Origin of the sequence: Hydrogenispora ethanolica, from assembly GCF_004340685.1 — a bacterium.
GTDB classification, from domain to species: domain Bacteria; phylum Bacillota; class UBA4882; order UBA8346; family UBA8346; genus Hydrogenispora; species Hydrogenispora ethanolica.
In genome coordinates this window covers 114,876-140,136 of sequence record NZ_SLUN01000013.1, presented here as the reverse complement: position 1 = coordinate 140,136, position 25,261 = coordinate 114,876, and the positions used below count along the sequence as shown (strand labels likewise).

The window sequence follows — 25,261 nt, the reverse complement described above, 5'->3', positions numbered from 1 at the left end:
TTTACTTATACCTCCAAAAAGGAAGTCTCATTTTGTTGAATATTTCGTGATTGGCTTGTTTTTTACCTTTTTGGTTCCGGCTTCGCCGGGATAGGGTAGAATGCTCGCGTTCATTTGGAAAAATATAGATTGTAACGGAACGGTCACCCCATTTCGCTGCCACCTCGGAACACCCCCCCTGACATCCTCGAAAAACAAAAAAGAGGCCGCCTTTGAACAACAGCCTCCCGGAAAGATATAAAATTGCTTCAACTGACACCGGAATCCATCTTTCATAAAAAACGGTGCAAATTATTATTTTGTGTCCATAAACTTCATTTTCGAAACGGTAATTTCAATTCGCGAGCCGATAAATTCAATTTGACAGTCGGAATTTGCAACTTTCATGAGCGCAATTCCAATTTCTCGGAATGAATTTGCCATTTTCATGATCGCATTTTCGATTTGTCCGCTCCCAAATTCAATTGGACGGATGGAATTTGCAACTTTCATGGTGACAAATTCCTTTTGGGAGATGGCAATGGCAATTTGCGGTTTCCGCCGGCCGTTTGACGGGATCATTCTTTCCGAATCAGGGACCGTCGAAAGCATGGGGATTCTTTTTTACAAGCCCAACCGGGCCGCGTTCTCCCGGAAGAGTTCGATCAGGGACGACGCTTTGACGGACGGGAAGTTGATCAACTCCGCATAGCGGCATTGCGCCACCTCCAAAATGGGCTTCCCCTGCGGGTTGTGGAAATTATCGACGATCAGATCGGGTTTTAATTTGGCATATTCCATGACTTTGGCCGGAGAAAGCTCTCCCGCGCTGAAGACGCCGACGATATCGTAGCCCAGCCATTTCACCAACGGCACCTGATGTTCCTGGACCAGGACCCTGATTTGCTGCACTCGATGGAGTTCAGCGCTTTTTCGAATGGCGCCGAGCGCCGCGTCGAACGCCTTCTCCCAGGCCTGCTCTTTCTGGGCAGTACCCAGTCGCGCGGCGAGCAGCCGCGCCTGTTGTTTCAGATTGGCCGGCTCGTTGGCAGTGAGCACTTTGGCCACTTTGGCTTCGGGAAAACCGGCCGCCGCGATTAATTTCTTCATAAACGGTTCATACCCGGCATAGACTACCAGGGCCGCCTCGTTCAGCTTGGCGATATCGGCGGGGCGATAATCGTATTCGGGAGGGTGTTTCAGATCCAGCGGCGCCAGGACGCGCACCTCATCGGCTCCCGCCGCTTGCGCGATGGCCCCTACCCAGCCGGTGGAAGCGACCACCGTCTTCCCGGGAGAATCGGCCCAAACGTTCGTCATCACCATGAATAAAGCAAAGATGAGAGAGAATCCTCGCCAAGCGCGGCATTTTTTCAGCTGTACCATATTTAACGGCTCCTTTCAATTTTGGGCATTATCGCCCGGCATACCCCGACGGCCCCCAGGACGCAGACGGCTGCCAACGTGATGCTCGCTCCGCTGGGTAGATCCAAGATCATGGAAGCGGCCAACCCGCCGACTTGGGAGAGGATCCCGAAGCCCGCCGCGAGGATGAGCGCGCTTTTCAAGCCGCGCGCGACAGCCAAAGCGGCCATGGCCGGCAATAATACCGCGGCATCGATCAACAACGCCCCCACCGTCCGGATGCTGAGGCCAATGGCCAAACCGGCCAGCAACAATAAGCCGTTCCGCAGCCATTTCACCGGAACCCCCAGGCTCTCCGCCAGCTCCGGGTTGTAAAGCATCATTTGAATCTCCCGGTAAAACAGGCTGAAAACCGCGAGGATCAGGCAGGTGAGGATCCCGATGGCCCATAAATCGGCTTTTTCCAGGGCCAGCACATTGCCGGTGAACAGCGCGAAAGCATCCATCGCCGGTATTCCCGCTTTATAAAACAGCATAAAGGCGAGTCCCAGCGAGCCGGTCATAAAGATGGCTCCGATATTCCCGGTGTCCAATTTGATGGAGTCGCTCGCCGGTCCCAACAGGAGGGAGGCGATCACGATGCCGGCCAGCGCCCCGGCCAGGGGCGGAAAGCCCAGAACCAGCGCCAGCGCCGCTCCTAACAGCGCGACGTGCATCAATGCGAAACGGATGGTGGTCAGGTTGAGGCTGAGGATCACCAAACCCAGCAACGACAAGCCCAGCCCCGAAAAGAGACAGCCCAGGAAAGCCCGCTGAAACAGCGGCACCCGGATGAAATCCAGCAAGTTCATGGCATCTCCTCCAACCGTCCATCCCGTAACCGGAGAATGACGTCGGTAATCTCCCGTAAATGGCCGGCATCGTGGCTGACCGTAACGACAGTGAGCCGCCGTTGGTGCCGGAGCCGCTCGATCATCGCCACGAGATCCGCCTTGGATCGTTGATCCAGGTAGGTGGTGGGTTCATCCAAGAGCAAGATGGAAGCGTCGCGGACCAAGGCGCGGGCAATGGCCACTTTTTGCTGTTCGCCGCCGGACAGCGAACGGCAATCGGAACGCTCGTGCCCGACCAGCCCCACCTCCAGCAATGCCTGACGGGCCGCCGACCGGTCGGCGGCGCCGGGATGCTTGAAAAAACCGAAAGTCTTCCCCCAGCGCCCCATCAGTACGGCGTCGAGGACCGAAACCGGCAAACGGCCCGGAAAGAGCTGTTGCGGCACATAACCCACCTGGCGCCGGACCCAGGCGCGATCCCGCTCGGCGGCGAGCCGCCGCCCCAGAATGGCAATCTCGCCGCGGCTTGGCGGGATGAGTCCCAGAATCGCTTTGAACAAGGTAGACTTGCCGGAGCCGTTGGGCCCGGCGATCCCCAGCGACCTGCCAGCCGCCAGATTCAGAGAGAGATCGCGTAGCACCGGAGCCTGGCCGTAGCCGACCCACAGATCGGCGATGGTAATCGCGGAAACCCCGGCGGCAATTATTGGGGAGGAATTGGTCATGGCTTCACCGCAATCAGGCCATACTCGGTCTCGCTGTCGATGCTCATTTGAACGGCAAATCCGGCTGCCCCGGCTAGCGCGGCTAATTTCGTCACCGGCTCAAGCTGGTCCTGACGAATCCATTCGTTGGCCGATTGGGCATGGATCGCATTGAGCCGGTTTCTTCCGATAAAATGGTGGATGGCCAGTGTGCCGCCGGGACTTAAAACCCTGTGGAGCTGAGCCAGTGCCAAGGCTTTATCGTGAAAATGCGGAAACGTGCCGTTGCAAATGGCCTTGTCCAGACTGCCGTCTTCCAAGGGCAGCTGGTGAACGTCGGCCTGTAACAGCCGGAGCCTGTCGCCATAGACAGTTCCATATTTCTCGCGCACTTTGGCAAGCATTTTGGGGGATAAGTCGACCGCCCAGACCGTTGCCGGATCCCAGCCGAAGATATACGGAATCATGAGCCCGGTGCCGGTACCCAAATCGAGCACTCTATCTCCGGATTCCAACCCCACTTTTTCCAGGAAAGCCGCAACTTTTGCCGGAGACGGCGGCGTTCCGACCACGTCCCATTGTTCGGCCAGGCCTTCAAAGAATGCCATCCGGTTAAGATCCATCGCGAAGTTCTGCATTTCCGGCTCCTCCCTGAACGAGCACATCAGTATCACATTTTATAATTTTGTGTTACTAATTCGCTTCTCTCCAGCAATTCCCTCTATCGATAACCGGGTTTACCCAATTTTAACCTAAATGATTGGCAATAAAAAAACGCCTCGCCCTTCGGCGAAGTCGCTTAAAATTAAATTCCTATAAAAGGCTTCTCTCTCCCCGGCGGCAGCAACCGTTCCCGTGCGCCGCCTAGACGATTTGCGTTTCATCTGAACCATCTTTGCCCCAGCGCTCCCTGAGAACGGGCGTTGATGGCAGAGCCGGAAGTTCTTGGGGCAGCGTTCCCGGGTAACCGGCTCGACTCCAGTTGCACATCGGGCAAGACCGCGGCCAAATTGAGCAAGAGTTATCAAAGCACTTTAAAATAGCGGCAGTTGATTGGAGACCGGCATCCGTTTCGCACCTTCAATGATATCCGGCATCCGGTAACGGATATCCCGGCTTTGACATTCCCGGGTAAACATCCGCCACAACCGCCGGTGGTCCGGCGATAAACATTCATAGGCATTGCCGTAAGTCGCCTGATAGCGCTCTTTCAATCCCGGGTAATGCCGGTCCAGGGCGCGGTAAAAAAACTCCCTTTGTCCCGGCCGCAAGGTCAGTCCGAACCAGGGGAAAATATAGCGGGCGCCACACTCCGCCGCGGTCCGGACCAGCGTCAGAATATTCTCGGGCTGATCCGAGATGAAAGGCAGGATCGGCATCATCAGAATACCGGCGTAAATTCCGTGCCGCGCCAGTTCTTGCAGGGCCGCGAAGCGCCGGGAAGAGGACGGCGCCGCCGGCTCGATCATCCCGGCCAACCCATCCTCGGACGCGGTAATGGTAATGCCGATGCTGACCGGGGAATGCCTGGCGATGGACTGCAGGATCGGGATATCCCGGGTGACGAGATCGCTCTTGGTCGGAATATGGACGCCGAAGCCATGCTTATCCAATAACTCCAGGGACTTGCCGGTGAGCATCAACTGTTTTTCCAGCGGATTATAGGGATCGCTCATGGCGCCCATGCCGACAATTCCTTTCTCTCGCTTGCTCCGCAGTTCCTTTTCCAGAATCGCTAAAGCTCCTTCTTTCACGGCCAACTCGTCAAAGTCGGGGATCCGGTAACAGTCGCTGCGCGAATCGCAGTAAATGCAGCCGTGGGTACAGCCGCGATAGAGGTTCATATTGTATCGTTTGCCGAACCATGATTCCGGGTTCTTGAACGGCGCCAGGATCGACTTGGTGGGAATCGTTTTCAAATGCTCTCAATCCCTCATGCAAAGTTTCTTGGATAAATGGATTATCCTACCGTTTACTATAACAAAATAAACTTGACAATAGAATGTCAAGTTTATCGCGTGCGGTGCATAACCATTCTTCCCGCCGGGATTCTATTCGTGCCGCAAGGCCTCGATCGGATTCATTCCCGCCGCTTTGTAGGCCGGATACCCTCCAAAGAAGAGTCCCACCAGGATCGAGAATCCGAAGGAGACTACGATGGAGGCCGGGGAGACCACTGTAGTCCAGCCCGAAAAGCGGGAAATGGCCGAGGCCAGGATCCACCCCAGGCTGATGCCGATCAGTCCGCCGGCCAGGCTGAGGCCCACCGCCTCGATGAGGAACAGTCCCAGAATCTCCGATTTTTGCGCGCCAAGCGCCTTGCGGATGCCGATCTCCTTGATCCGCTCGGTCACCGAGACCAGCATGATATTCATAATCCCGATCCCCCCCACCAGCAAGGATACCGCGGCAATGCCCGCCAGCAGCAGCGTGAAGGTCTGCGTGGTCTGCTGGACGGTGGAAAGGATCTCGGCTTGATTTCTGACATTGAATTTGCTTTCATCCTTGAATTTTTGCAATAAGACGGCATAAACCTGATTGTAAACCGAATCCACATGATCGGCGCTGTCCGCCTGGATGTAGATGGTGTCCACGTTCTGGTTGCCAAAGACCCGTTGCTGCGCGGTGGAGAGCGGGATCAGGACCAGATCGTCGCTGTTGTTGAAACCGCTTTGGCCCTTCTCCTTGAGCACGCCGATGATCTGGAAACGGGATACGCCGACCTTGATATCCTGTCCCAGCGGCTCGTATCCCCCGAACAACTCCGAGGCCACATACGATCCGATCACCGCCACCCTGCGGCGGCCGTTGACTTCGGATTCAGAGAAAAGTCTGCCTTCCGCCAATTGATAATTCCGGAGTGAAAAATAGGGGATCGTGCACCCAATGACGGAGCTGGTCATGCTCTCGACTCCTGTCCCAATCGTCATGCTGCTCCGGGCTTCGGGGGCAATCGCCGCAATCTCCGGCGCGGCCTTTTCAATAACCGGCAAAATGGCATTCGTCAAGGGCTGACCGCCGCCGAAGGAGCCGCCGCGGCGGGTGCCCATTCCCGGAAAGACCATCACCAGATTGGAGCCCATGGCGGTGATATTCTTGGTGACCTGCTGCTTGGCTCCTTCTCCCAGAGCCACCATGTCGATGACCGCGGCCACCCCGATGATCACGCCCAGCATCGTTAATAAGGAGCGGATTTTGTTGGCGGTGAGGTTCTTCACCGCCATTGTGACGTTCTCGGTGATTCTCATGCCGTCCATTCCTCCCGGGGGATGAAAACTTGCTTGTTGAGCTCATCGGCCATGATCTTCCCGTCGCGGAACCGTAAAATCCGCTGGGTGTAAGTGGCGATATCCGGTTCGTGCGTTACCATGACGATCGTCATTCCCTTGCGATGCAAGTCTTGAAAGATTCCCATAATCTCCACGCTGGCCCTGGAGTCCAGATTGCCGGTGGGCTCATCCGCCAGTAACAGTTTTGGCCCATTGACCAGCGCCCGGGCGATCGCCACCCGCTGTTGCTGACCGCCGGACAACTCCCGCGGCTTGTGGTGGATCCGTTGTTCCAGGCCCATCTTTTTCAAAGCGTCCAATGCCTGCTGATGCCGCTCCGCCGGGGGAGCCCCGGCATAAACCAGCGGCAACTCCACGTTTTGGAGAGCGGTCAGGTTGGGTAAGAGATGAAAGGATTGAAAAACGAAGCCGATCTCCTGATTCCTGATTGCGGCCAGCTCCCGCTCGCTTAAGTTGGCGACCTCCCGTCCGGCGAGCCGGTACGAACCCGAACTCGGCTGGTCCAGACAGCCGATCATATTCATGATGGTGGACTTTCCGGAGCCGGAAGGGCCCATGATCGCCACCATCTCGCCTTCCTCGATCATCAAAGATACCTGGTCCAAAGCCCAAACCTCGGTATCCCCCATGCGGTACACTTTGCAAATATTCTCCATCTTGATCATTGTCGTTTCTCCTGTTTCTTACAGCTTACATCGGCGGCGGGCCGCCGGGGCCGCCCATCATGCCGCCCTGCCGCGTCTGCTTCGACTGGCTGGTTTGGCCCGATGACTGCAACTTGGCTACGGCGACCTGCTCTCCCTCGCGCAGGCCGGAGAGGACTTCCATATAATCCGTTCCCCGGTAACCCAATTGGACTTTCTGCGATAGATATTTTCCCTGTTTCAACACTTTGACGGTGGTCTGACCGTCCTCTTCCAGAACCGCCCGGGCCGGGATGGCTAACACATTGGGGTGCGGGTCCACCATAATCGTTACGTCCACCGTCATTCCGGATTTCAGAAGATTGGCGAGATTCCTCTCCGCCAATTTGGAGGAGTTCTGAGGTTTTTTGCCATTTTGGCCGCCCGGGTTCAAACGGTCCTGCTGCGCCGGAGACGCGGCGCTTCCAGTCGTGGTGGGTTTAATGACCACCGGAAAAGTGACCACGTTGGAGCTGGTCGTGCCGGTGCTCCCAAAAGAAGTGACCGCGCCGGGGATAAGGGTGCGGTCCTGGTCGTTGGCGCTGATGGAGGCCTGTTGCCCAACCCGAATCTGATTGATGTCGCCCTGATCGACCGCGGCTTCGACCCGGATGGCGCTGGCGCCGCCCAGGGTCAGCAGCTCATCGGTGGTCGCCACCGTTTCTTCCAGTTTAACGTCGATCCACGATACTTCGGCGTCAAACGGCGCCTTGATAATGATTTCGTTGTTATTGTTCACGCCGTTTTTGGTCAACGAAGCAAGCTTCAGGCGGTATTCCGCCACTTGCGCCTGATATTGCTGGACCTTGGTTTGCGCGCTCTCCAGGTCGTCGATGGTCGTGCCCTGGATCTTATAAAGGATCTGCTGCCGTTTCAATGCTTTTTGGGCGATCGTTAAATTCTCTTGGGCCTGCTCCAATGAGGATTTCCAGCCCGCCGAATAATTGATGAGGTCCGCGTCTTTTAATTGCAGGATTAACAGCACGTCGCCCTGGCGCACCGAATCGCCCGGTTTGGCCAGAATCTGTTTGACAGTGGCGCTATACGGGGAGTAAATGGCGGCGTTCTTCTCCGTCACCACATCGCCGGTGGCGTCGACCTTCTCGCTCAGATCCATCCGCCGCACTTCGGCGACGTCAAACTCCGCTGCGACCCGGGCCTGGGCGGCCTGTTGGCGCTGGTGGATGACCAGCCAGCCGATGGCCAATCCCGCCAGAATGACGATGCCCAGAATGATTAGTTTTTGCTTCATCTTTTTCATGGTTGCTTCCCTTCCAATCTGGATATTTGGTCAAAGGGGTACAGATCACCGGCGACCTTTTTCAATTTTTGCAACGCCAGTATCTGGTCGTAGAGCGATTTGACAGCCGCAATCCGTGCGTCCAACGCATCCTGCCGCGCGTCGGAAAGATCGGTGAAAGTAATGGCTCCCAACCTCCGCTGAACCTCCTTAATCTCCAGATCTTTTTCATAATAGGGCAATGCTTTTTGGTTCAATGCATGCTGTTTGACGGCCAGCTGATACTCGGCGAACGCTTGAGACACATCGAGGGCAATATCCTGGCGTTCCTTCTCCAGATCTAGCTTGGCGTTTTCCAACGCATACCGCGCTTGTTGAGTCTCGTTGGCTGCGGTGCCGAAGTCCAGGCTCCATTGCACCTTGAAAGTAAAATATCTTTTCTTGGTGCCGTAATAATCGCTCTCCGTGTTGCCGGTGAGAACGTCGGTCTGGGTCTCATAGGATTCGTCCCTGTGCGCCGCCAACCAACTGAAATCGCCGCTCAAAAGGTCATAGCTCAATCCAAAGCTCTGGGTCTGATTCCGGCTATTGTAACTGACCGCTACTGTCGGCAACTCTTCATTCTTGGCCTGGGACCAGGTCCGCTCGGCCTGTTTGACGGCGATCTCCTTGGTCTGCAATTCCAGCCGTCTCTGGGATGCCTTTTGTTGCAACCCGGCCAGTTCTGCAACGGCCTTTTCCTCCTCGAAAGTCACTTCCGCCAATTGATAAGAGACGAGATCTTTCAGTCCGATCTGATTGGCCAGTTTTTGAAGGGCGATCTCCAGGTCGGAACGGTATTTTTCCAAATCGTACTCCGCCTGGTTCAGGCTGTTGACCGTCTTCAACTGTTCCGGCTTGGTGATCTTGCCCAAGCTCAACTGTTGCAGAGCCAGCGCGCTGTCTTCTTTGTACTTTGCCAGCGCGGCTTCTTGCAATTTCAATACCTGCTGTGCTTTTAAAACATTCAGGTAATACTCATAGGTGGTATAAACGACTTCGGCCTGGTCAATCTGGAGGGTCGCCTCGGCCGTGACCTGATCCCACATCGCCGCCTCGATAGCGGTGACGATCTTTTGACCGTACAGATTATAAGTCGTGGGAATGGTCTGTTGGACGACGACCTGATACGAATGGGGATACGTATCATCCGTCGTCTGATACTGATATTGGCCGTCGACGGTGGCCTCGGGTAAGATGCTCAAGGCCGCCTTCTTCACGGCCAGCTTGGCCTTTTCCAAGCTGTTCCGATCGGTCTTAACTTGATAGTCCGCCTGGAATGACATCTCTAAGGCTTGCGCCAGGGTCAGTGTTTGAGGCTCGGCCCGGGCCGTAAATCCCGGCCCCAGGATTGCAATCACCAACAAGGCCAACCATAAGTTTTTCTTCCATTGCATTTTCTTTTTCAAGGTCAAACTCCCATGTCCGTTGTATTTTGCTGCTTCCCGATTTGAATATCCCTAAATAGCTCGGAAAATGTAGAATATTGAATAATTATCATTTTAACCCAGGTTTGTGTCCGTTCGGTGAACGCCTGATGTTTTTGGCATGATTCTTGGGCGGTCCGCGCCATGAATTATCCGGTATCATTCCCAGGTTACAAAAAAAGAAGCAGCCGTCACCGCTGCTTCTCTGAACTAACCTTGCTCCGTTTCATCCGTTCGAACCGCCTCCAATTCGAACCAGAACTCCACGCCCCCGGACCGGTTGCAAACTCCGAATCTGCCGTGGTGGCGCTCGAGAATCGCCCGGACGATCGATAACCCCAGGCCGCTGCCCCCGTAGGCCCGGGTGCGCGCCTGGTCCACTTTGTAAAAGCTGATCCAGATCTTCTCCTTGTCCGCTTCGGGGATGGGTTTCCCCGAGTTGAAGACCGCCGCCCGCACCCGCCCGTCTTCAGCCCGGACGCTGACGGCCAATTGCCGTTCCCCGTCGATATGCTCCACGGCATTGTTGAGATAATTCACCAATACCTGTTCGATCCGGCCCATGTCCGCTTGGACCATCGCCTCGCCGTCACGGCGGATCTCCAAGTGAATCTCCTGTTCTTTCAAGATCAGCTGGTACTTTTCGATAACCCGTTCGGCGAGCTGCCCCAGGTCAAAAACTTTCCGATCCAGCTGTAAATAGCCGGAGTCGATCTCCGACAGGTCCAACAGGTTCCGGACCAGCTTATTCATTTTATTCGCCTCGTCCATGATGACGCCGCAATAAAAATTCTTATCCTCCTCATTGTCGGCGACATTCAATTGCAACCCTTCCGAATAACCCTGGATCAGGGCGATGGGCGTTTTTAATTCATGGGAGACATTGGAGATAAACTCCTTCCGGATCTCGTCAATCTTCCGTTGCCGCTCATTATCCAGCTCCAACTGGTGATTGGCCTGTTGCAATTCGCTGATGGACTTTCCCAGTTGCTCCGAGAGCGAGTTGATGCTCCGGCCCAATTCGCCGATCTCATTCTCGGTCTTGATTGGATACATCGCGGTGAAATCGAGTCTCGCCATGTTTTGGGCGATCGCGTTCAATTCCAGGATCGGGCGGGTAAACCGCCGGGAATAAAGTAAGACGATGATGCCGCCGATAATGATGGTCAAAATGCCCGTCAGCAGGAAGAATTGATTGGAGATCGCCACGCTCTGCCGAATCTCCGGCAAGGGGGTCCCCAACCATAGATAATCGCCGTTATGCAACTGGGCGGTGAAATTCAAAAATTCGGTGTGCGGACCTTTTTGAGGAGCATCGATATGATAAGCCGGTTTGGACCAATCCTCGGTCTGGGTGACAAAACGCGGCAACGGACGCTCCTGCATCGGCCGGGCCGGCAGCCCCGGCGGTCGGGGGTGCGATTCATATTTTACAGCTAAATTTGGATCGAGGATGACAATATTGGCGCCCCTGGTTTGGACCAGTTTCTCCAATTGGGTTCGGATCTTTTCAAAATCGCCCTGATAGATCCGGTCGATGTACCGGAACTCCTGGTGCAGGGCTGCTCCTTTGCGGGCGATATAGTATTTGTCCAAGAAATTAAGATTGAGGAAGCAGGACAACAGGACAAAAAAGGCGATCAAGGAGCTGATCCCCCAGAATAGTTGATTCCTAATCGAGCTTTTCATCTTTTTTTCCCTCAAAGCGGTAGCCGAAGCCCCGGACGGTCTGGATGAAATCGCCCTTATCGCCCAGTTTCAGGCGGAGTTTTTTGATATGGGTATCCACCGTCCGGGCGTCTCCGAAATAGTCATAATCCCAAACCGCGTTCAAAATCTGGTCGCGGCTGAGGGCGACTCCTTCATTTTCCACGATATACAATAAGAGCTCATATTCCTTGGGGCTCAGATCGATACCGGCGCCGTCCACCGTTACAAAACGGCCGTCCTTGTGGATCTGCAGCCCGTTGCGGTCCAGCACGGTTTTGGCCTTTTCCGAATCATCGACCAGGCGCAGCAATGCCTGGACCCGGGCCACCAGGACGCTGGGGCTGAAAGGCTTGGTGACATACTCGTCCGCGCCCAAATCGAAGCCGAAGAGCTGATCGGATTCTTCGCCGCGGGCGGTGAGCATGATTACCGGCGTCCGGTTGGAGCGTTTGCGGATCTCGCGGCAGACTGTCCAACCGTCCAGGAGCGGCATCATGACATCCAGAATCACCAGGTCGATCCCGGGTTCTTCTTGGTAGCGCTCCAAAGCCCGTTTGCCGTTCTCCGCCTCCACTACGCGGTAACCGGCTTTTTTCAGGAAATCTCCCACCAATTTGCGCATCCGCTCTTCATCGTCGGCAATCATTACCGTTTTACCATTGGTCATCGGCTTTCATCCTTTGCAATGTCCTTCGAATGGTTCGGCCGGGGTTTGGCGTCGTTCCCATTGTATAAGAAACATGTGTTCATTCTGTGAACATCCCATAGTTTCGCGGTGATATTTCTTGGATACCATTCGCTCTTCCCAAAAAAATACCCTTCCGCGACACGGCAATGTCATCAAGGTATCGTGGGATAAAATGGAAGTGTATTTTATGACAAGCTACGAACTCCAAAAGCGACCTCTCTCCCGGCCTCTCCCCGGCAATGCTGATTTCGAAGAAGATATTCGACGGGGAGAGGTGAATCGCCCAAAACTCGGGCCTATCTTTTAGGCCATCGCTGAGACTTCCAAGAGGTCCAAGTTTCAAGCTCCGTCATCCCTCTCCGCTGAATCCGCTTCTTTGAATCACATCGTCGGAGAGGGCCGGGGTGAGGTCGTTTTTAGGCATCTCAGACTTTTCTCGTATTCATCCTCGTGTACTGGGCGGACAATGTTTCATCCCATAATATGTAATTATCGCTTGATGACATTGCCGCGACACGGAAGGGATTGTTGGAAGACTCTCTCGTCAGCCGTCATATATTGATGATGAAACCATCCAAAGGAGGCTCCCCCATGGCGGAACCATCCGATCCGCATCTCCGGAACCGCATTTGCGACCTGCCGGAACCGTATCCCGCGCCCGAAGCCATGGCGCCCAACCATTATTATGCCACACTCCTGCTGGAAGACTTCACGGGAGCCATCAGTGAAATGACCGCCATCAATCAGTATCTCTACCACCACTTTACCTTTCACGGCCGCTTTCCGGAATTGGCCGAACTGGTGGAGTGCATTTCCATCATTGAGATGAAGCACATGGAATTGTTGGCTGAGGCCATCCTGTCGCTGGGGAAGGCCCCGGAATTCCGCACCCTGACCGCCAATGCTCCGGCCTACTGGAACGCGGCCGTGGTTTACTACGGAACCGGTCTCGCCGATCGCTTAAGCGCGGATATCGCCGCCGAAATCCAAGCCATCCAGCTCTACCGCCATCATCAGCAACTCATTGCGGATCAGCGGATCCAGGCGCTGTTGGAACGGATCATCCGGGATGAGCAGCATCATCTGGGCTTATTCCGCCAGGCTTATGCCAAATACTGCCCCTGACTGCCGCCGGGCGCCAAAAACGCCATTGCGATGCAATCCGCTGCCGTTTTCTTTCCGCCGCCGCTCCTACTGTTCCCGGACCAATTCGGTGCAGAGCAGAAACGCCAATCCCTGCCCGTACGAAGTGGGGCAGATCTTGATCCGCCGGTAGTGATCCAGATCCGAACCCATGGCCGTGCCATAGGAGACTCCCTGCACCGTGCCGTCGGAATCGATCTTGGCCAGGACGCCGTCCGCCGCCTTGCGGCCCACGGCCGCGTACTCCGGAGCCAGATACCCCAGGCGGACCGCCTTGAGGATGCCGTAGGCGAACCCGGCGCTCGCCGAAGTCTCCAGGTACGAATGCGGATCATCCAGCAAGGTGTGCCAGAGGCCGCTCGCGTCCTGCAGCTCGGCCAGCTTCTTCACCTGGGCTTTCAGGGTGTCCACCAGATGGCGGCGGAGCGCGCCGTCCAACCCCAATATCTCCAGGAATTCCACCACCCCGGCGGTGAACCAGCAGTTGCCCCGAGCCCAGAGCGCGTCCGCGAAATGATTCCGCTCCCGGAACGTCCAGCCATGAAACCAGAGGCCGGTGGCCGGATCATACAAGTATTTGATGTGCAACAGGAACTGGTAGATAGCCTCCTGGATGTAGGCTTCGGACCGGGTCGCCTTGCCGAACTTGGCCAGGAATAACACGGTCATGAAGAGCGTGTCGTCCCAAAGTTGCTGCTCATTCCGGTCATGACTGGTGATGTGTTGCAGGCCCCCCTCCTCGGTGCGGGGCATCTCCCGCATCACCCATTCGGCCCACTCGGTGCAGATCCGTAGCGTGCGGGGATCGCCCGTCAGTTCGTATAAATGGATCAGGGTCAAGAGCGGCGCCACGGTATTGACGTTTTTGGGAGGTTCCGCTTCCGCGAAACGTTGCTCAAACCAGTGGTTGATGAAATCCAGCTGCTTGGAGTCGCCGGTATGCCGGTAATATTTGAACAGGCTGTAGAGCGCCACTCCTTGCGGCCATTCCCAAGTCTCGATGACCAGGTGGTCGTTGGAGCCGTCTCCCTTGGCGGTCCGGATCAGCCGGTTGATCACTCGCTCGGCGGTCTCCCGGATATTGGGGGTGTGATTCATGGTTATCCTCCTCTTTTTGGGGTTGGTTTGAACGATCCGGCGCTCCGGGAAAGCGGCGGAAGCTTTCGTCTCGTTTTCTCAAACGCGCCACATTCTCTCCCAAAGCATTCGTCTTGTTGCCCCGCCCCGTTCATCTCCGGGGATGGCGATTGCCGTTCCAGGGATCGCCGCCCTCGTGTCAAGGATGCTCTTTCGTCCAACTAGGATATTCTTCATCCTTGTTAGGATGAAAGCCATCCTTGTTAGGGATGCCTCGATCCTTTCAAAGAAGCTTTCGATCCTTGTAAGGGATGCCATGATCCTTGTCAGGGATGGTTCTCATCCTTGTAAGGGATCCGGTGATCCTTTCATAGGATCCCTTGATCCTTTCTTCCCGAAAGATCATCCTAGCTTCCCGGAGCCTCGGGGAAGCATCCGGAACCTTTGGGGAAACTGCCCGGAGGTTCCGGGATACAGGACCAAAGCCTCGGGATGCTTCCCCGGGTCTTCGGGAAACAGGACCGGCTCCCGGAGAACCATCCCGAAGCCTCCGGGATGCTGCCCCGCTCTTTCGGCGGACCGCCGCGAAAGCCCCGGCGCTTCTTTCTTCAGGCGCCGCAACCGGCCTTTCCGGGTGGCTCCCCGATACTCCGGCGGATCTCCGCCAATTGAGCGGCGATCCACCCCGGAATGGCCTGGTCCAGCTCGGGCCAGGGCACCAGCAGTTGCTCCGCGATCACGTATTTCTGAAACTCCAGGGACGGCTGGAAGCGGTATTGCTGAAGATAGCGGCGGACCAGCCGGTCGGTCTCCGGGTCGGTCTCGTAGCGGCCCCGCGCGACGCCGGTCACGCAGAGCCCGTCCCGGCCGGCGTCGTCCAGAGTCGCCGCGGCGAAACCGGGCAACAGCTCAAAGAGTTGCGGAAGCGGCGAAAAAGCATGCTTGCCCGGTTGCGAATAGAGTTCCACATGGGTATCATCCGCCAGATTGCTCCGGTCTTTGAGGAGCCCCTTCAAATATCGCCCGTGAAAACTGGCCTCGCAGTCGGCCACCCGCCCGGCGTGGTCCAGATACACCCAGACGTGCTCCAGCTCATAAAGGTGTCCGATATCAAAATGCCAATAGATCGCATATTCAATGACAAACTTGATCTTCCTGCCGTCAAAGTATAGATCTCTGGGAAAAGAAGGCGAACGGCCCGGACTGTCCAACACCGTCCAGCCCACTCGCAGCGGGTAAAAAGGCTCTTTTTTGTCAAAGTAAAGGTACGGCGCGTACCGTTTCAGCCATTCCGCATCCATCGGCATCCTCCCGGCTTTCCTATCGATGTTGTCTTTGGCGCTTCAAGCCTCACCGCCGCCGATCTTCCGGCATAACACCGCCACGCCCCGCCGGATCTCGTCCGCCGGATTCTTGGCCCCCAGTTCCAAGACCTTGATCGGCGCGGCGCGGATGATCTCGATGAAGTCATCCAGCCGGTCGCTATGGATATAGGGCGTCCAATGATCCTCCACTCCGACGGTGTCATGGATATGAACGCCAAGGATCCGCTCTTGCAGCTTGCGGGCTTCGCTCAGGCTATCGTAGATTCCCAGCGCCTCCATGGCCAGGCCGTGGCCGATGTCGTACCAGAAATAAACCGGCAGTCCCCGCAGCTCATCCAGGAGGTAACGGGCTTCCTCGAAGTCCGGGATCTGGTGGCACATCGACCGGTTCTCAATCCCCAGGCTGACCCGGTAGTTCTTTTTGGCGATGTAAGCGCAGATCTCGCTCAGGCTTTCCTTGATCCGCCGGATATAGGCCGGCCTTTCCCGCTCCCGGTAATCCTTCATCTCCTGGAATAGCCGCCGGTATTCGGGCGTATCCTTCAAGCCCTTCCGATACATCTCCTTGAGCAGGCTGTCATACGGACGAAATGGGAGCTCCGGCACAGCGCCGGGATGAATCACCACCGCCTCCGCTCCCAAACGCTGCGCATAGTCCACGGTGCGCCGGGTCAGGGCGATGGAGCGCTTCCGCAGCTCCGGATCCTCGTAGCTGAGCAGCAGAGAATCGGTGTCGAACGCCGGATCGTCGGTGTGCGGAAATACGTTGTGAAGGCTGCTCACCCGGATCGCCCCCGTCTCCAGCAGCGGCTCCATCGCGCGGAGCGTCGCCTCGGCGATCCGGTAATTCAATTCCACCCGGCGGAAGCCGAGCGCGAGGATCTGCCGCAGCAACTCGGCCCCGTCCCCGCTGCGCATATAATTCCACATGGTGGAGAAGCTCAGGGATTGCAGTACATCGGCCATGGTTCTCCTCCCGGTAACTTAATCATTCTTTGGCTCCCGAATCGTCAGGGTGTGGTCAAAATGGCTGAAGTCGGTGAAGTAAACCGTGAAATGATTGGCGCTCCGGGCCTCGCTGCCGAACTTGCCGCCCACGAAGTTATGGTTGGCGAAGGCCGGCCCCAGGAGAATCGTATCCAAGCCCTTGGTCACTTCCAGCTGGCCCCGCTTCACGGTGAGGGCCTCGCCGGCCGATGCCGTGCACATGAAGGATTCGGTCTGGATGAATGCATCCGCCGGAAACGCCGTTTCGATCTTTAACGGCACCCGGTCGCACCCGGAGGTGGCGATCCGGACCGCGATTCCGCCGGCGATCTCCTTGACGGTGACCGTGATCGCCAGGTCCGGGCCGCTCAACTTCTTCCGGAGCCGGTGGTCCATGCTCCACCAGTCGGCGGTGGCGGGTTTCTCGTCAAAGGGCAGATAGTACCAGCCCCGCGCCTGATAGGTCAGCCGGTAGCCCTCCGTCGTCCGCTCGATGCTCTCCGCCCGGAACTCCCGCTGGTCAAAATAACTGACCCCGATCTTCAGATACAGGCTGAGCGCCCCGACCTGAAAATAGAGAAATCTGCTGTTTCCCCGGATCAGCGAGAAACTGTGGTTGCCGCGCCGGACCCGGACGATCCCGGAAGCGGGATAGAAGGCTTCATACTCGGTGGGAAGCGCCGCTTCAGGGAGGGGGTACTCAATCAGCTCCGGGTACAACATATACCAGTCCAGACAGTCCGGAGCCGGATCGCCCCGCTCCGCGAGATCGGCCATGATCTTGCCGGCAGCCGCGGCAAAATGCGGAATCCCGCATTTCCAGGCCAGATAAAGATATTGATAGTAGTAGCTCTCCGGATACTTTTTGGTGCCGTAGTCCTGGCGGGTGGAGTTATTGGTGAAGACGCTGCCGTCCGGATCGATGTAGAAAAGGCTCAGCTCCAGATTGCGCCGGACATGTTCCAGATAACTGTCATCCCCGGTCTCCAGCGCCAGGATGATCAACTGCTCATTGTTGACCCCATTGTAATTGCCGGCGGAACGCTCGGCGTATTCCCCGTCGGCATTGCAATCGATCCCCTCGTTCAGGTACTTGGCGGCGGCCTCCCGGAAAGCCGCGACTCCGGTAAGGTTGTAGCAGGACGACAAGGCCGCGGCGATCGCCCAGCGATGGTTGGGGGTGTGAAATCCGCCGGCCGCCATGCCGTAGCCTGCCCGTTCGATGATCGCGTACAGCTTCTCGGTTAACCAGGCGTCCTCGGGGAGGTTCCCGTATTTCACGACCACCCGGTACATGGAGACCAGCCGGTTGATATAAAAAGCGGTATCCGGCGCGGCATAAAAATTGCAATCCAAAAAGTCGAAGGTCCCGTCCGGCCGCTGCACCCGCAATTCATAGTCCAGGGCCGCCCTTACCCGCCCAATGGCGGAAGGGTCCCGGAAGAACCGGCTCTGCGGGTTGAAATAGAGCGCCGCCAGGTTCGCCAGATAAAAGATGGTCGCTTTGGGATCGGCGTACCGGTCGGAATTCATGAACCCGCCGTCAAAAAATGATCCTTCCTCGCGTACCTGGTATTGGAGGAAGGTTTGGACCCGTTGCTCGGTATCCCGGATGATCTTTTCATAATGCTGCCGCATGGCGTTGCCTCTCTCCTCGATTCCGTTACTTTGGCGTTGGTTCATGACAAACGGGGGATGGATTTGGAAGGTTCTCTCCCGCCCCCAGCCCCCGCCGTTCATGGCCAAAATTCCCGTTTTTACTTCTTGTGATTGGCCTTATACCATTGGTTGACTTCTTTTTCGACTTCCGCGCCGCCGGCTCTCATATAATCCTTTACATACTGATCGAACCACTCCACCGGCTTATCCCCGGTGATGATCGAGATCAGCATCTGGTCGCGCATTTTAAGCAGCTGAGCGCCGTATTTCACCATCGACGGCAGGCTAAACTGGATCACGGACTCGATCCCGTACTTATTCAGGCCGTGCTGATAAGCCCATTGTTCCCGCATCTGCTTCGGCGGAAACGGCATATCACTCCACAAGCAGGCGCCGAGCCGGTGATTGTAGCCGTCCTGCTTATCATAGGGAGGCAGGAAGTTCTTCTCTTCGTGCTCCTTATCCACCCAGACCCAATGCTTGCCCTGGATGCCCCACTGCGCCCGGTAACGCTGGTCCAGATCCGGTGAAGCGCTGGCGAAGTCGAAGATCTGCAGGATCCTGGCCATCTTCGCCCTGTCCTTCTCCACCTGTTTGCCGAAGGCGTAAAAATTCATCAACCGGTTAAACTGGAAGATACCCCGTTGGCCGTTGGGACCCTGGAGCGGCATGCCGAAGGCATATTTCATCGCCGGATTGACCAGGCCGATCTCTTTGGCGATCGCCCCGGGGTCGCAGGGGATCTTCTTCCCGTCCGGGGTGACCTGGCTATAATCGCCCGCCGGGATCCAGTGATAGTAATTGCCGCTACAGGAGAAGCCGATCCGGCTGTTGATGAAGGCATGCGACAGCGCCCAATAACCGCCGGTATTCTCGCCGGTGATGAACTCCGGGTCGAGCACGCCGTCCTGGTACCACTTGTGCAACAGGGCCAGGGCGCTCTTGAGTTCCGGGGCCACCGCGGCGTTCAGGATCCGGTTGCCGCGTTTGACGAAATAATCATCCTTGGCCCAGCGGTTGAGCGGCACTCCGAAAGCCCCGAAGACCGCGGCCATGCCCGTATTGGAGAGTCCGTAAGTATCCTTCTTGCCGTTGCCGTCCGGATCTTCCTTGGCGAATTTATACATTAATTTCTCGAATTCCGCCAAAGTCTCCGGAGCTTTGGCGACGCCCACCTTTTTCAGCCAATCTTCCCGGTATACCAGGGGCAGGTGAAAGATATTGGTGGGACTGACAATGGGGATGCCATACATCTTCCCGTTGATCCGGCCGTAATCCATGAAGCCCGGGGCATTCTCCTGAATGCACTTGTAGATATTGGGGGCGTACTTTTTGAGATAGCCGTTGGGGATGACCGCGGCGACGCCCTGGTTGACGTAGTTGCCCAGGTTGGCCACTTTGCTGATGCGGAAGAAATCGGGGATCTCGCCGGCGGCCATCCGCAAGCTGACCATCTCGTCGAATTTGCTCTCGTCCATGTTCCAGACGTCGATATCGGCATTGAACTTCTCCTCGATCCACTTCAGGATCTCGCCGTTGGGATCGGTCGGCTGAATCGAATACGGAACCCAGTTGATCTTGATGCGCTTTTCTTTGGCGAAGCTGCCGGGCGCGCCCCACGCCATGCTGATCACGAATAACCCCGCCAGCATGACCAGGAACAGTTTTCGGAAATCTCTCTTCATCCTCGGGCCCCCTCTTTCAGTCTTCTTTGGCATTTTCATTCCCAACCTCCTCTTATTTTGGATATCAGGCGGGCGACCACCTGTAACGGACCACGGCTGCATTTCCCGGTTCAAGGTTCAACCTTTTAACGAGCCGATCATGATTCCCTTGACGAAGTATTTCTGGACGAAAGGATAAACCAGCAGGATGGGGATGGTGGTCACCATAATGGTGGCGGCCTTCAGATTCTCCGGAGTCACGATCTCGTTCTGCCGATTCATCTGCGCCGACAGGGACATGGAGTTTTGCGAGCCTTCCAGCACGATCCGGCGCATCACCAGCTGGACTACTTGATTTTCGGCCCGGGTGGCGTAAATCAGGCTGTCGAACCAGCTGTTCCAGTGCCAGACCGCCACCCACAGGGCGATGGTGGCGATGATCGGCTTGCAGATCGGCAACACGATCCGGAACAGAATCGTGATGTCATTGGCCCCGTCGATCTTGGCCGACTCCTCCAGGCTGTCGGGGAGGCTCATCATAAAGTTCCGGACGATCACCAGGTTGAAGGCGCTCACCAGTTCCGGCAGGACCAGCGCCCATACGGTGTTCATCAAACCCAGGCTGCGGACCAAAATGTAATTGGGGATGATTCCGCCGCTGAAAAACATGGTGAAGACCACCAGGCCGGTCCAGAAGGTCCGGTGCGGAAAGTACTTCTTGGAGAGCGGATAAGCCATCATCAGGGTCACCAAGACCGAAAGAAAGGTCCCGAGCACCGTCCGGACGATGGTATTGCAATACCCGATCCCGATCAACGGGTATTCCAGCACCCGGCGGTAGCTCTCCAGGCTGATCTCCGGCGGGATCAGCTGAATCTGGGTCAGCGGCACATTGGATGAAGCCAAGGACGTGGATAAGATATATAAGAAAGGATAGAGGGTGACCACGCAAATCAGAAACATCAGCGCGTAGATTCCCCCAGTGACCAGTCGTTCAACCGCCGAAGCACGATAACTCATGGTTTCCTCCTACCATATGCCGTACTCATTGATTTTGCCGGCAATCTTATTGGCGCTGTAGACCAAGGCGAAGGCGATGACGTTCTTGAAGAGTTCCACCGCCGTGGCATAGCTGTAAGACATATTCTCCAGTCCCTCGCGGTACGTATAGGTGCCTAGCACATCGCCCACCGAATAGACCGCCGGATTATACATGTTGAATATCTGGTCGAAGTTGTCGTTGACCAGTTTTCCCACGGCCAGAATCAGCATGATGGTGATCACCGGCGACAGGGAAGGCAGCGTAATCGAGCGCATCTTCTGCCAGCGATTGGCGCCGTCGATGTCGGCCGCCTCGTACATGGCGGTGTCGATATTGCTCAGGGAAGCCAGGTAAATAATGGAACCCCAGCCCATGGACTTCCAGATATCGGTGACCACCAGGGTGGTGCGGAACCACTTGGGGTCGCCCAGGAAGTAAATGGCCTTCAGTCCCATCGCTTTGAGCAGAATATTGATGGGGCCGATCGAGGGCGACAAAAACTGGATAAACAGTCCGCCCAGGACCACCCAGGAGACAAAATGCGGCAAATAACTGATGGTTTGCACTGCTTTCTTATAAAAGGCGTTGCGGATCTCATTCAATAATAGCGCGAAGAGGATCGGCGGGGCGAACCCAAAGATCAGTTTGTAAATGCTGAGCAAAAAGGTGTTCCGGAAGACTTCCCAGAAATCGGCCCGGCTGAAAACGTTCTGAAACACGTCCAATCCCACCCAGGGGCTGCCCCAGATCCCCTCCAGAAACCGGAAATCCTTGAAAGCGATGGTCAATCCGTAAATTGGGAGATAACGAAAGACGATAAAGTACACGAGGCCCGGTAAAAGCAATAGAAACAGATGCCGGTGCTTCCAATACTGTTGAAAGACGCCGCGCTCCCCCGGAGACGCCTTTTGGAGCGCATATCGCTTGAACAAACTGCTCGCTGCGGCCACCGCCCGCCCTCCTTTTCATTTTAGTAATGGAAATGTAACCACTTGGTTCATTTCAATCTTAGTGCTCCGGCCAGTTGCAAGACAATATCAAAGATCGGTTATTGTATAACATTCCGGTTTTTTTCGTGCGGCGACCGCTGAACTTCCCCGGGACCGGCGCCGTTCTCCCTTGTCTCACCTAGTTCGGAGCCGCAGCCGAATCGTCTTGATCTCAAACGGCCGAAAATCCAATGGGATCGTCCCGCCGGACGCCTCCAGCTCCCGGCCTTCCGTCTCCAGCATATTGGTCTGTTCCGCCCGCCATAACGGCAGCGAGGTCTCAAGCAGGCAGTGGACGGTTGCGGCCTTGGACTCGTACAGGCGGAGAATTAGATCCCCATTGTCCTCGGCCAGTTTCACCGTTTCCAGAATAATCGCCGGATCATCCAAGCGGAATAAGGAACGTTGGCCCGCGCTGCCTCTCACGGCGCAGACCGGGCTGTTCAGCTCATAGGCTTCCCGGATCAGCTCGCTGCCGACAAACGGCCCGTTCCAGGCGTAAAAGGCATAGGTAAACTCCTGCCGTCCCCGGTCGGCATGCATATCCGGCACCAGGGCCGATTTCAGCAGCGTCAGGTTAATGCAGCCGCCCACCACGTTGACGCCGTACTTGCAATCATTGAGGATGGCGCAGCCGCGGTTGCCCTCGGCGACCGCGGTCCACTTATGATTACATACTTCGAAACGGTCGGCGTCGTACTGCCGCGAATGGTGGTTCGGGCGGCGCACGTGCCCGAACTGGATTTCATGGATCCCTTCCTCGCAATGAATCGTGGTGGGGAAGGCTACTTTCAAGAGTTTGTGGCTTTCCGCCCACTCCACCACGGTCTTAAACTCGATCCTTCTGCTGCCGCGGCGCAGCGAGATCTCCTGGGTCAGCCGCGAGTGGTGCAATGGCCGGGCCACACGGAGCGCCGCCAGCAACGGCCCGCTGCAGACCGGCTCGATAGTTGCCCTCTCGTCCAGCGCCACCGGGAGCCTTTCATACATGCTGTCGATGTCCCACGCATCATAGTAAGTGGTCACGTCCTTGTACATCATCAAACGGTTGCAAAGGCCGGCGGCAAGTTCCCGGCCGGCTTCCTTATCATAGATGCTGGCGAGTTCGCCCCGGTCGTTCAGCTCGATTCGCAGATACTCATTCTCCAGCCGCGTGGGACTGGCATGCAACGAATTGAGGATCGCGGCAGTGGCGGGGGCCGGCTGAAACGTACTCCAGCCGCAAGCCGGTACCCGGACCTCGGCCAGGGTTTGGCCGCCGACCGCCTGCGTCGGCTGGACGACGCCGTCCGGCGAGCAGACCGCCTCATACTCCGCGGGCAACGCCACCAACTCCCGGCGCTCCCAGGAAAGAGAGTTGAAGACGGTAAGCCCCGGGCCCGGTTCGATTAGGGCGGATACGGCGGAATTCTTCAAGACGGCCAGTTTTTCCAGGACCGCTTCGTAATCCGCTTCCGCTTCCTGGTGGACCCTTTGGATGGAGGTGCCGGGGAGGATGTCATGAAACTGGTTGAAGAGCACTTTCTGCCACAGCCTTTCCAGCTCGGCCCGGGGATAGGCCGACCCTTGGCAGCCATGGGCCGCTGCTCCCCACAGCTCGGCCTCCCGCAGGGCGAACTCCGCGCGCCGGTTACCCCGCTTGGTTTTGGCCTGGGAAGTATAGGTCCCGCGGTGCGCCTGAAAGTAAAGCTCCCCAACGTAATGGTTTTCGGGCAGCCCTTTTTCCGCGAGATCTTCGAAAAACTCATTGGGATGGCAGTAGCGGAGCCGCGGCACTCCCTCCAGATCCCTCATCCGCCTCGCGTATTCCAGATGCTCCCGGACGGGGCCGCCCCCGCCGTCGCCATAGCCGAAGGGGAATAGGAAGGTGGCGATATCATCCTGTTGCTTCCGGTCGAATTCCCAGCGTTTGATGAGGGTTTGCGGATCAAGCGGCGAATTGCTCTTGCGAATGATATGGGTCAATACCCGGGAGCCGTCGATGCCCTGCCACATGAAGATGTTGTAGGGGAACGGGTCGCCGCCGTTGTAATTGTCATAGAGCTTCTTGGTGGAAAAATAGCGGATGCCGCAACCCACGAGGATCTGCGGCAGCGCGGCCGAAAAGCCGAAAACGTCCGGCAGCCACACCAACTGGCTGTCGACTCCGAACTCTTCCCGGAAAAAACGCTTCCCATAGAGCAACTGGCGGATCAGGCTTTCGCCGCCGGGCAAATTGGTGTCCGCCTCCACCCACATTCCGCCTTCGGGGATCAGCTGACCCGAGGCGATTTTTTCCCGGACCCGTTGATACAATCGGGGATAACGTTCCTTCAAGGTCAGGAACACCGGCGCTTGGGTCAGGAGGAACCGGTATTCGGGATACTCATCCATCAGCGCGAGCTGCGTGGCCACGGTGCGGGCGCATTTCCGCTCGGTCTCGGCGAACGGCCATAGCCAGGCCAGATCGAGGTGCGACTGGCCGAAGATGAACATCGTGGGAGCGGTGGAGCCATTGACGCATGACAGCAGCGGTCGCAGCCGCTCGCGGCCCGCTTGAAACGTTTTGAGACGCGCCTCGTACGGCAGTTCAAAATCGACCCGGAGTGTGAAATCCTTGAGCCCCTTGTCGATGGCAGCGGCGCGCAACGAATTTTCATTGATATTGCAGCGGATCTGATACAAGGCGGTCGCATCGAGCCACAATTGATAAGCCTCCTCATCCCAGATGCCAAAGGTGCTCCGAGCGACCCGGACCTGGGTGGGTCCTGGCTCCGGAACCGCCACCCGCCCGGGCGGGAGCGGCGGGATATCCTCCAGGCGGGGGCCGTGTCCGGCATAGGACTCGGCAATGATCGCAAAGGTCCGGCCCGGCTCCCCATTCATGCACAATGTCACCTCACGGTGCTCCTTATCGATGGCTCCGGCGTTCAAACCGTCGATATACACCGCGCTCTCTCCACCCAGACAGGGACGGATGACGATCCGCTTTCCCCGCGCCGCCTCGGCCAAGGTCACATTTCCCCGGAACCAGCCGTACTCCCACTTGGCTCCCCAGGCAGTTCCTTCGGGCATAGCGGCAAAAGGGCCGCGCAACGCGTCGGCCAACTCCAGCTGATCCCTGGTGACGAACCCCGTAAACTCGATAACCCCCAATTCCCGGAAAAAATGATTTTTCAACTCCGCCAGCCATTTGAGAATCCGTTTCTCCCATTCCTTGGTCAGCGCCATCGGCCATCCTCCTTCGAGGCTAATTTTGCGGGATATTCCACTGATTCGATTGTAGTTTCCCGGGGGGATCCCTCACAATAACAAATTCATCGGAAAGTATCAATTTCCGGCTTTACAGAAGGGGAATTAAAAATTAACCAGAAGTACATCCATTAGGATCGGTGGAGCGGTTTCCCGCGATTCCAAAGTTCAACCGAGGAAGTGAAA

Annotated in this window: 21 protein-coding genes; 1 reads left to right on the top strand and 20 read right to left on the bottom strand. The window is 56.7% G+C overall.

All coding sequences use genetic code 11. The features are described from left to right. Positions 1-294: 294 nt before the first annotated feature. The 12 genes from EDC14_RS12170 to EDC14_RS12115 form a co-directional block, all read right to left on the bottom strand. A complete protein-coding gene (locus tag EDC14_RS12170; protein ID WP_132014573.1) occupies positions 295-591 on the bottom strand; it encodes a hypothetical protein in 297 nt (98 codons plus the stop codon). Positions 592-603: 12 nt separating this feature from the next. Next, positions 604-1,365 (bottom strand): metal ABC transporter solute-binding protein, Zn/Mn family, encoded by a 762-nt coding sequence (locus EDC14_RS12165; RefSeq protein WP_132014572.1) that lies wholly within the window; start codon positions 1,363-1,365, stop codon positions 604-606. Positions 1,366-1,367: 2 nt separating this feature from the next. Beyond that, positions 1,368-2,195 carry a metal ABC transporter permease gene (locus tag EDC14_RS12160; RefSeq protein ID WP_132014571.1) on the bottom strand — a complete coding sequence of 276 codons (828 nt, stop codon included), beginning with the start codon at positions 2,193-2,195 and terminating at the stop codon, positions 1,368-1,370. Then, positions 2,192-2,902, bottom strand: a complete 711-nt coding sequence (locus EDC14_RS12155) for a metal ABC transporter ATP-binding protein (RefSeq protein ID WP_132014570.1) — start codon at positions 2,900-2,902, stop codon at positions 2,192-2,194. Before EDC14_RS12155 ends, EDC14_RS12160 begins: the two co-directional genes overlap by 4 nt. Then, a complete protein-coding gene (locus EDC14_RS12150; protein ID WP_165907981.1) occupies positions 2,899-3,519 on the bottom strand; it encodes a class I SAM-dependent methyltransferase in 621 nt (206 codons plus the stop codon). Before EDC14_RS12150 ends, EDC14_RS12155 begins: the two co-directional genes overlap by 4 nt. A 396-nt stretch (positions 3,520-3,915) precedes the next feature. Beyond that, positions 3,916-4,800, bottom strand: coding sequence for an SPL family radical SAM protein (locus EDC14_RS12145; RefSeq protein WP_132014568.1), 885 nt, complete (start codon positions 4,798-4,800; stop codon positions 3,916-3,918). 132 nt (positions 4,801-4,932) lie between these two features. Beyond that, entirely contained in the window at positions 4,933-6,129 is a 1,197-nt protein-coding gene (locus tag EDC14_RS12140; RefSeq protein ID WP_132014567.1) for an ABC transporter permease, read from the bottom strand. Continuing rightward, positions 6,126-6,836 carry an ABC transporter ATP-binding protein gene (locus tag EDC14_RS12135; RefSeq protein WP_132014566.1) on the bottom strand — a complete coding sequence of 237 codons (711 nt, stop codon included), beginning with the start codon at positions 6,834-6,836 and terminating at the stop codon, positions 6,126-6,128. The genes EDC14_RS12140 and EDC14_RS12135 overlap by 4 nt, the downstream gene beginning before the upstream one ends. Before the next feature lie 25 nt (positions 6,837-6,861). After that, the gene (locus tag EDC14_RS12130) at positions 6,862-8,115 is read right to left on the bottom strand and encodes an efflux RND transporter periplasmic adaptor subunit (RefSeq protein WP_132014565.1); all 1,254 of its coding nucleotides are present in this window, start codon (positions 8,113-8,115) and stop codon (positions 6,862-6,864) included. Beyond that, positions 8,112-9,542 carry a TolC family protein gene (locus EDC14_RS12125; protein WP_132014564.1) on the bottom strand — a complete coding sequence of 477 codons (1,431 nt, stop codon included), beginning with the start codon at positions 9,540-9,542 and terminating at the stop codon, positions 8,112-8,114. Before EDC14_RS12125 ends, EDC14_RS12130 begins: the two co-directional genes overlap by 4 nt. A 228-nt stretch (positions 9,543-9,770) precedes the next feature. Beyond that, the gene (locus EDC14_RS12120; RefSeq protein WP_132014563.1) at positions 9,771-11,249 is read right to left on the bottom strand and encodes a sensor histidine kinase; all 1,479 of its coding nucleotides are present in this window, start codon (positions 11,247-11,249) and stop codon (positions 9,771-9,773) included. Then, positions 11,233-11,937, bottom strand: coding sequence for a response regulator transcription factor (locus tag EDC14_RS12115; RefSeq protein ID WP_132014562.1), 705 nt, complete (start codon positions 11,935-11,937; stop codon positions 11,233-11,235). The genes EDC14_RS12120 and EDC14_RS12115 overlap by 17 nt, the downstream gene beginning before the upstream one ends. Before the next feature lie 612 nt (positions 11,938-12,549). On the opposite strand from EDC14_RS12115, the gene EDC14_RS12110 reads away from it, so the two are divergent. After that, complete coding sequence (locus tag EDC14_RS12110) at positions 12,550-13,083, top strand: ferritin-like domain-containing protein (RefSeq protein WP_132014561.1); 534 nt, start codon at positions 12,550-12,552, stop codon at positions 13,081-13,083. Between the two features lie 66 nt (positions 13,084-13,149). Here EDC14_RS12110 and bglB read toward each other — a convergent pair whose 3' ends face one another. From bglB to EDC14_RS12070, 8 genes are all read right to left on the bottom strand, one after another. After that, positions 13,150-14,199, bottom strand: a complete 1,050-nt coding sequence (bglB, locus tag EDC14_RS12105; RefSeq protein ID WP_132014560.1) for a beta-galactosidase BglB — start codon at positions 14,197-14,199, stop codon at positions 13,150-13,152. 587 nt (positions 14,200-14,786) lie between these two features. Then, complete coding sequence (locus EDC14_RS12100; RefSeq protein ID WP_132014559.1) at positions 14,787-15,479, bottom strand: hypothetical protein; 693 nt, start codon at positions 15,477-15,479, stop codon at positions 14,787-14,789. A gap of 42 nt (positions 15,480-15,521) precedes the next feature. Beyond that, complete coding sequence (locus tag EDC14_RS12095; protein WP_132014558.1) at positions 15,522-16,469, bottom strand: sugar phosphate isomerase/epimerase family protein; 948 nt, start codon at positions 16,467-16,469, stop codon at positions 15,522-15,524. An 18-nt stretch (positions 16,470-16,487) separates the two neighbouring features. Continuing rightward, positions 16,488-18,128, bottom strand: coding sequence for a hypothetical protein (locus EDC14_RS12090; RefSeq protein ID WP_132014557.1), 1,641 nt, complete (start codon positions 18,126-18,128; stop codon positions 16,488-16,490). A gap of 119 nt (positions 18,129-18,247) precedes the next feature. Then, positions 18,248-19,834 carry a type 2 periplasmic-binding domain-containing protein gene (locus EDC14_RS12085; protein ID WP_132014556.1) on the bottom strand — a complete coding sequence of 529 codons (1,587 nt, stop codon included), beginning with the start codon at positions 19,832-19,834 and terminating at the stop codon, positions 18,248-18,250. A gap of 117 nt (positions 19,835-19,951) precedes the next feature. Next, positions 19,952-20,833, bottom strand: coding sequence for a carbohydrate ABC transporter permease (locus EDC14_RS12080; protein WP_132014555.1), 882 nt, complete (start codon positions 20,831-20,833; stop codon positions 19,952-19,954). Positions 20,834-20,842: 9 nt separating this feature from the next. Beyond that, entirely contained in the window at positions 20,843-21,805 is a 963-nt protein-coding gene (locus EDC14_RS12075) for an ABC transporter permease (protein ID WP_243662912.1), read from the bottom strand. Between the two features lie 174 nt (positions 21,806-21,979). After that, positions 21,980-25,054 (bottom strand): alpha-mannosidase, encoded by a 3,075-nt coding sequence (locus EDC14_RS12070; protein ID WP_132014554.1) that lies wholly within the window; start codon positions 25,052-25,054, stop codon positions 21,980-21,982. Between the last annotated feature and the right edge of the window lie 207 nt (positions 25,055-25,261).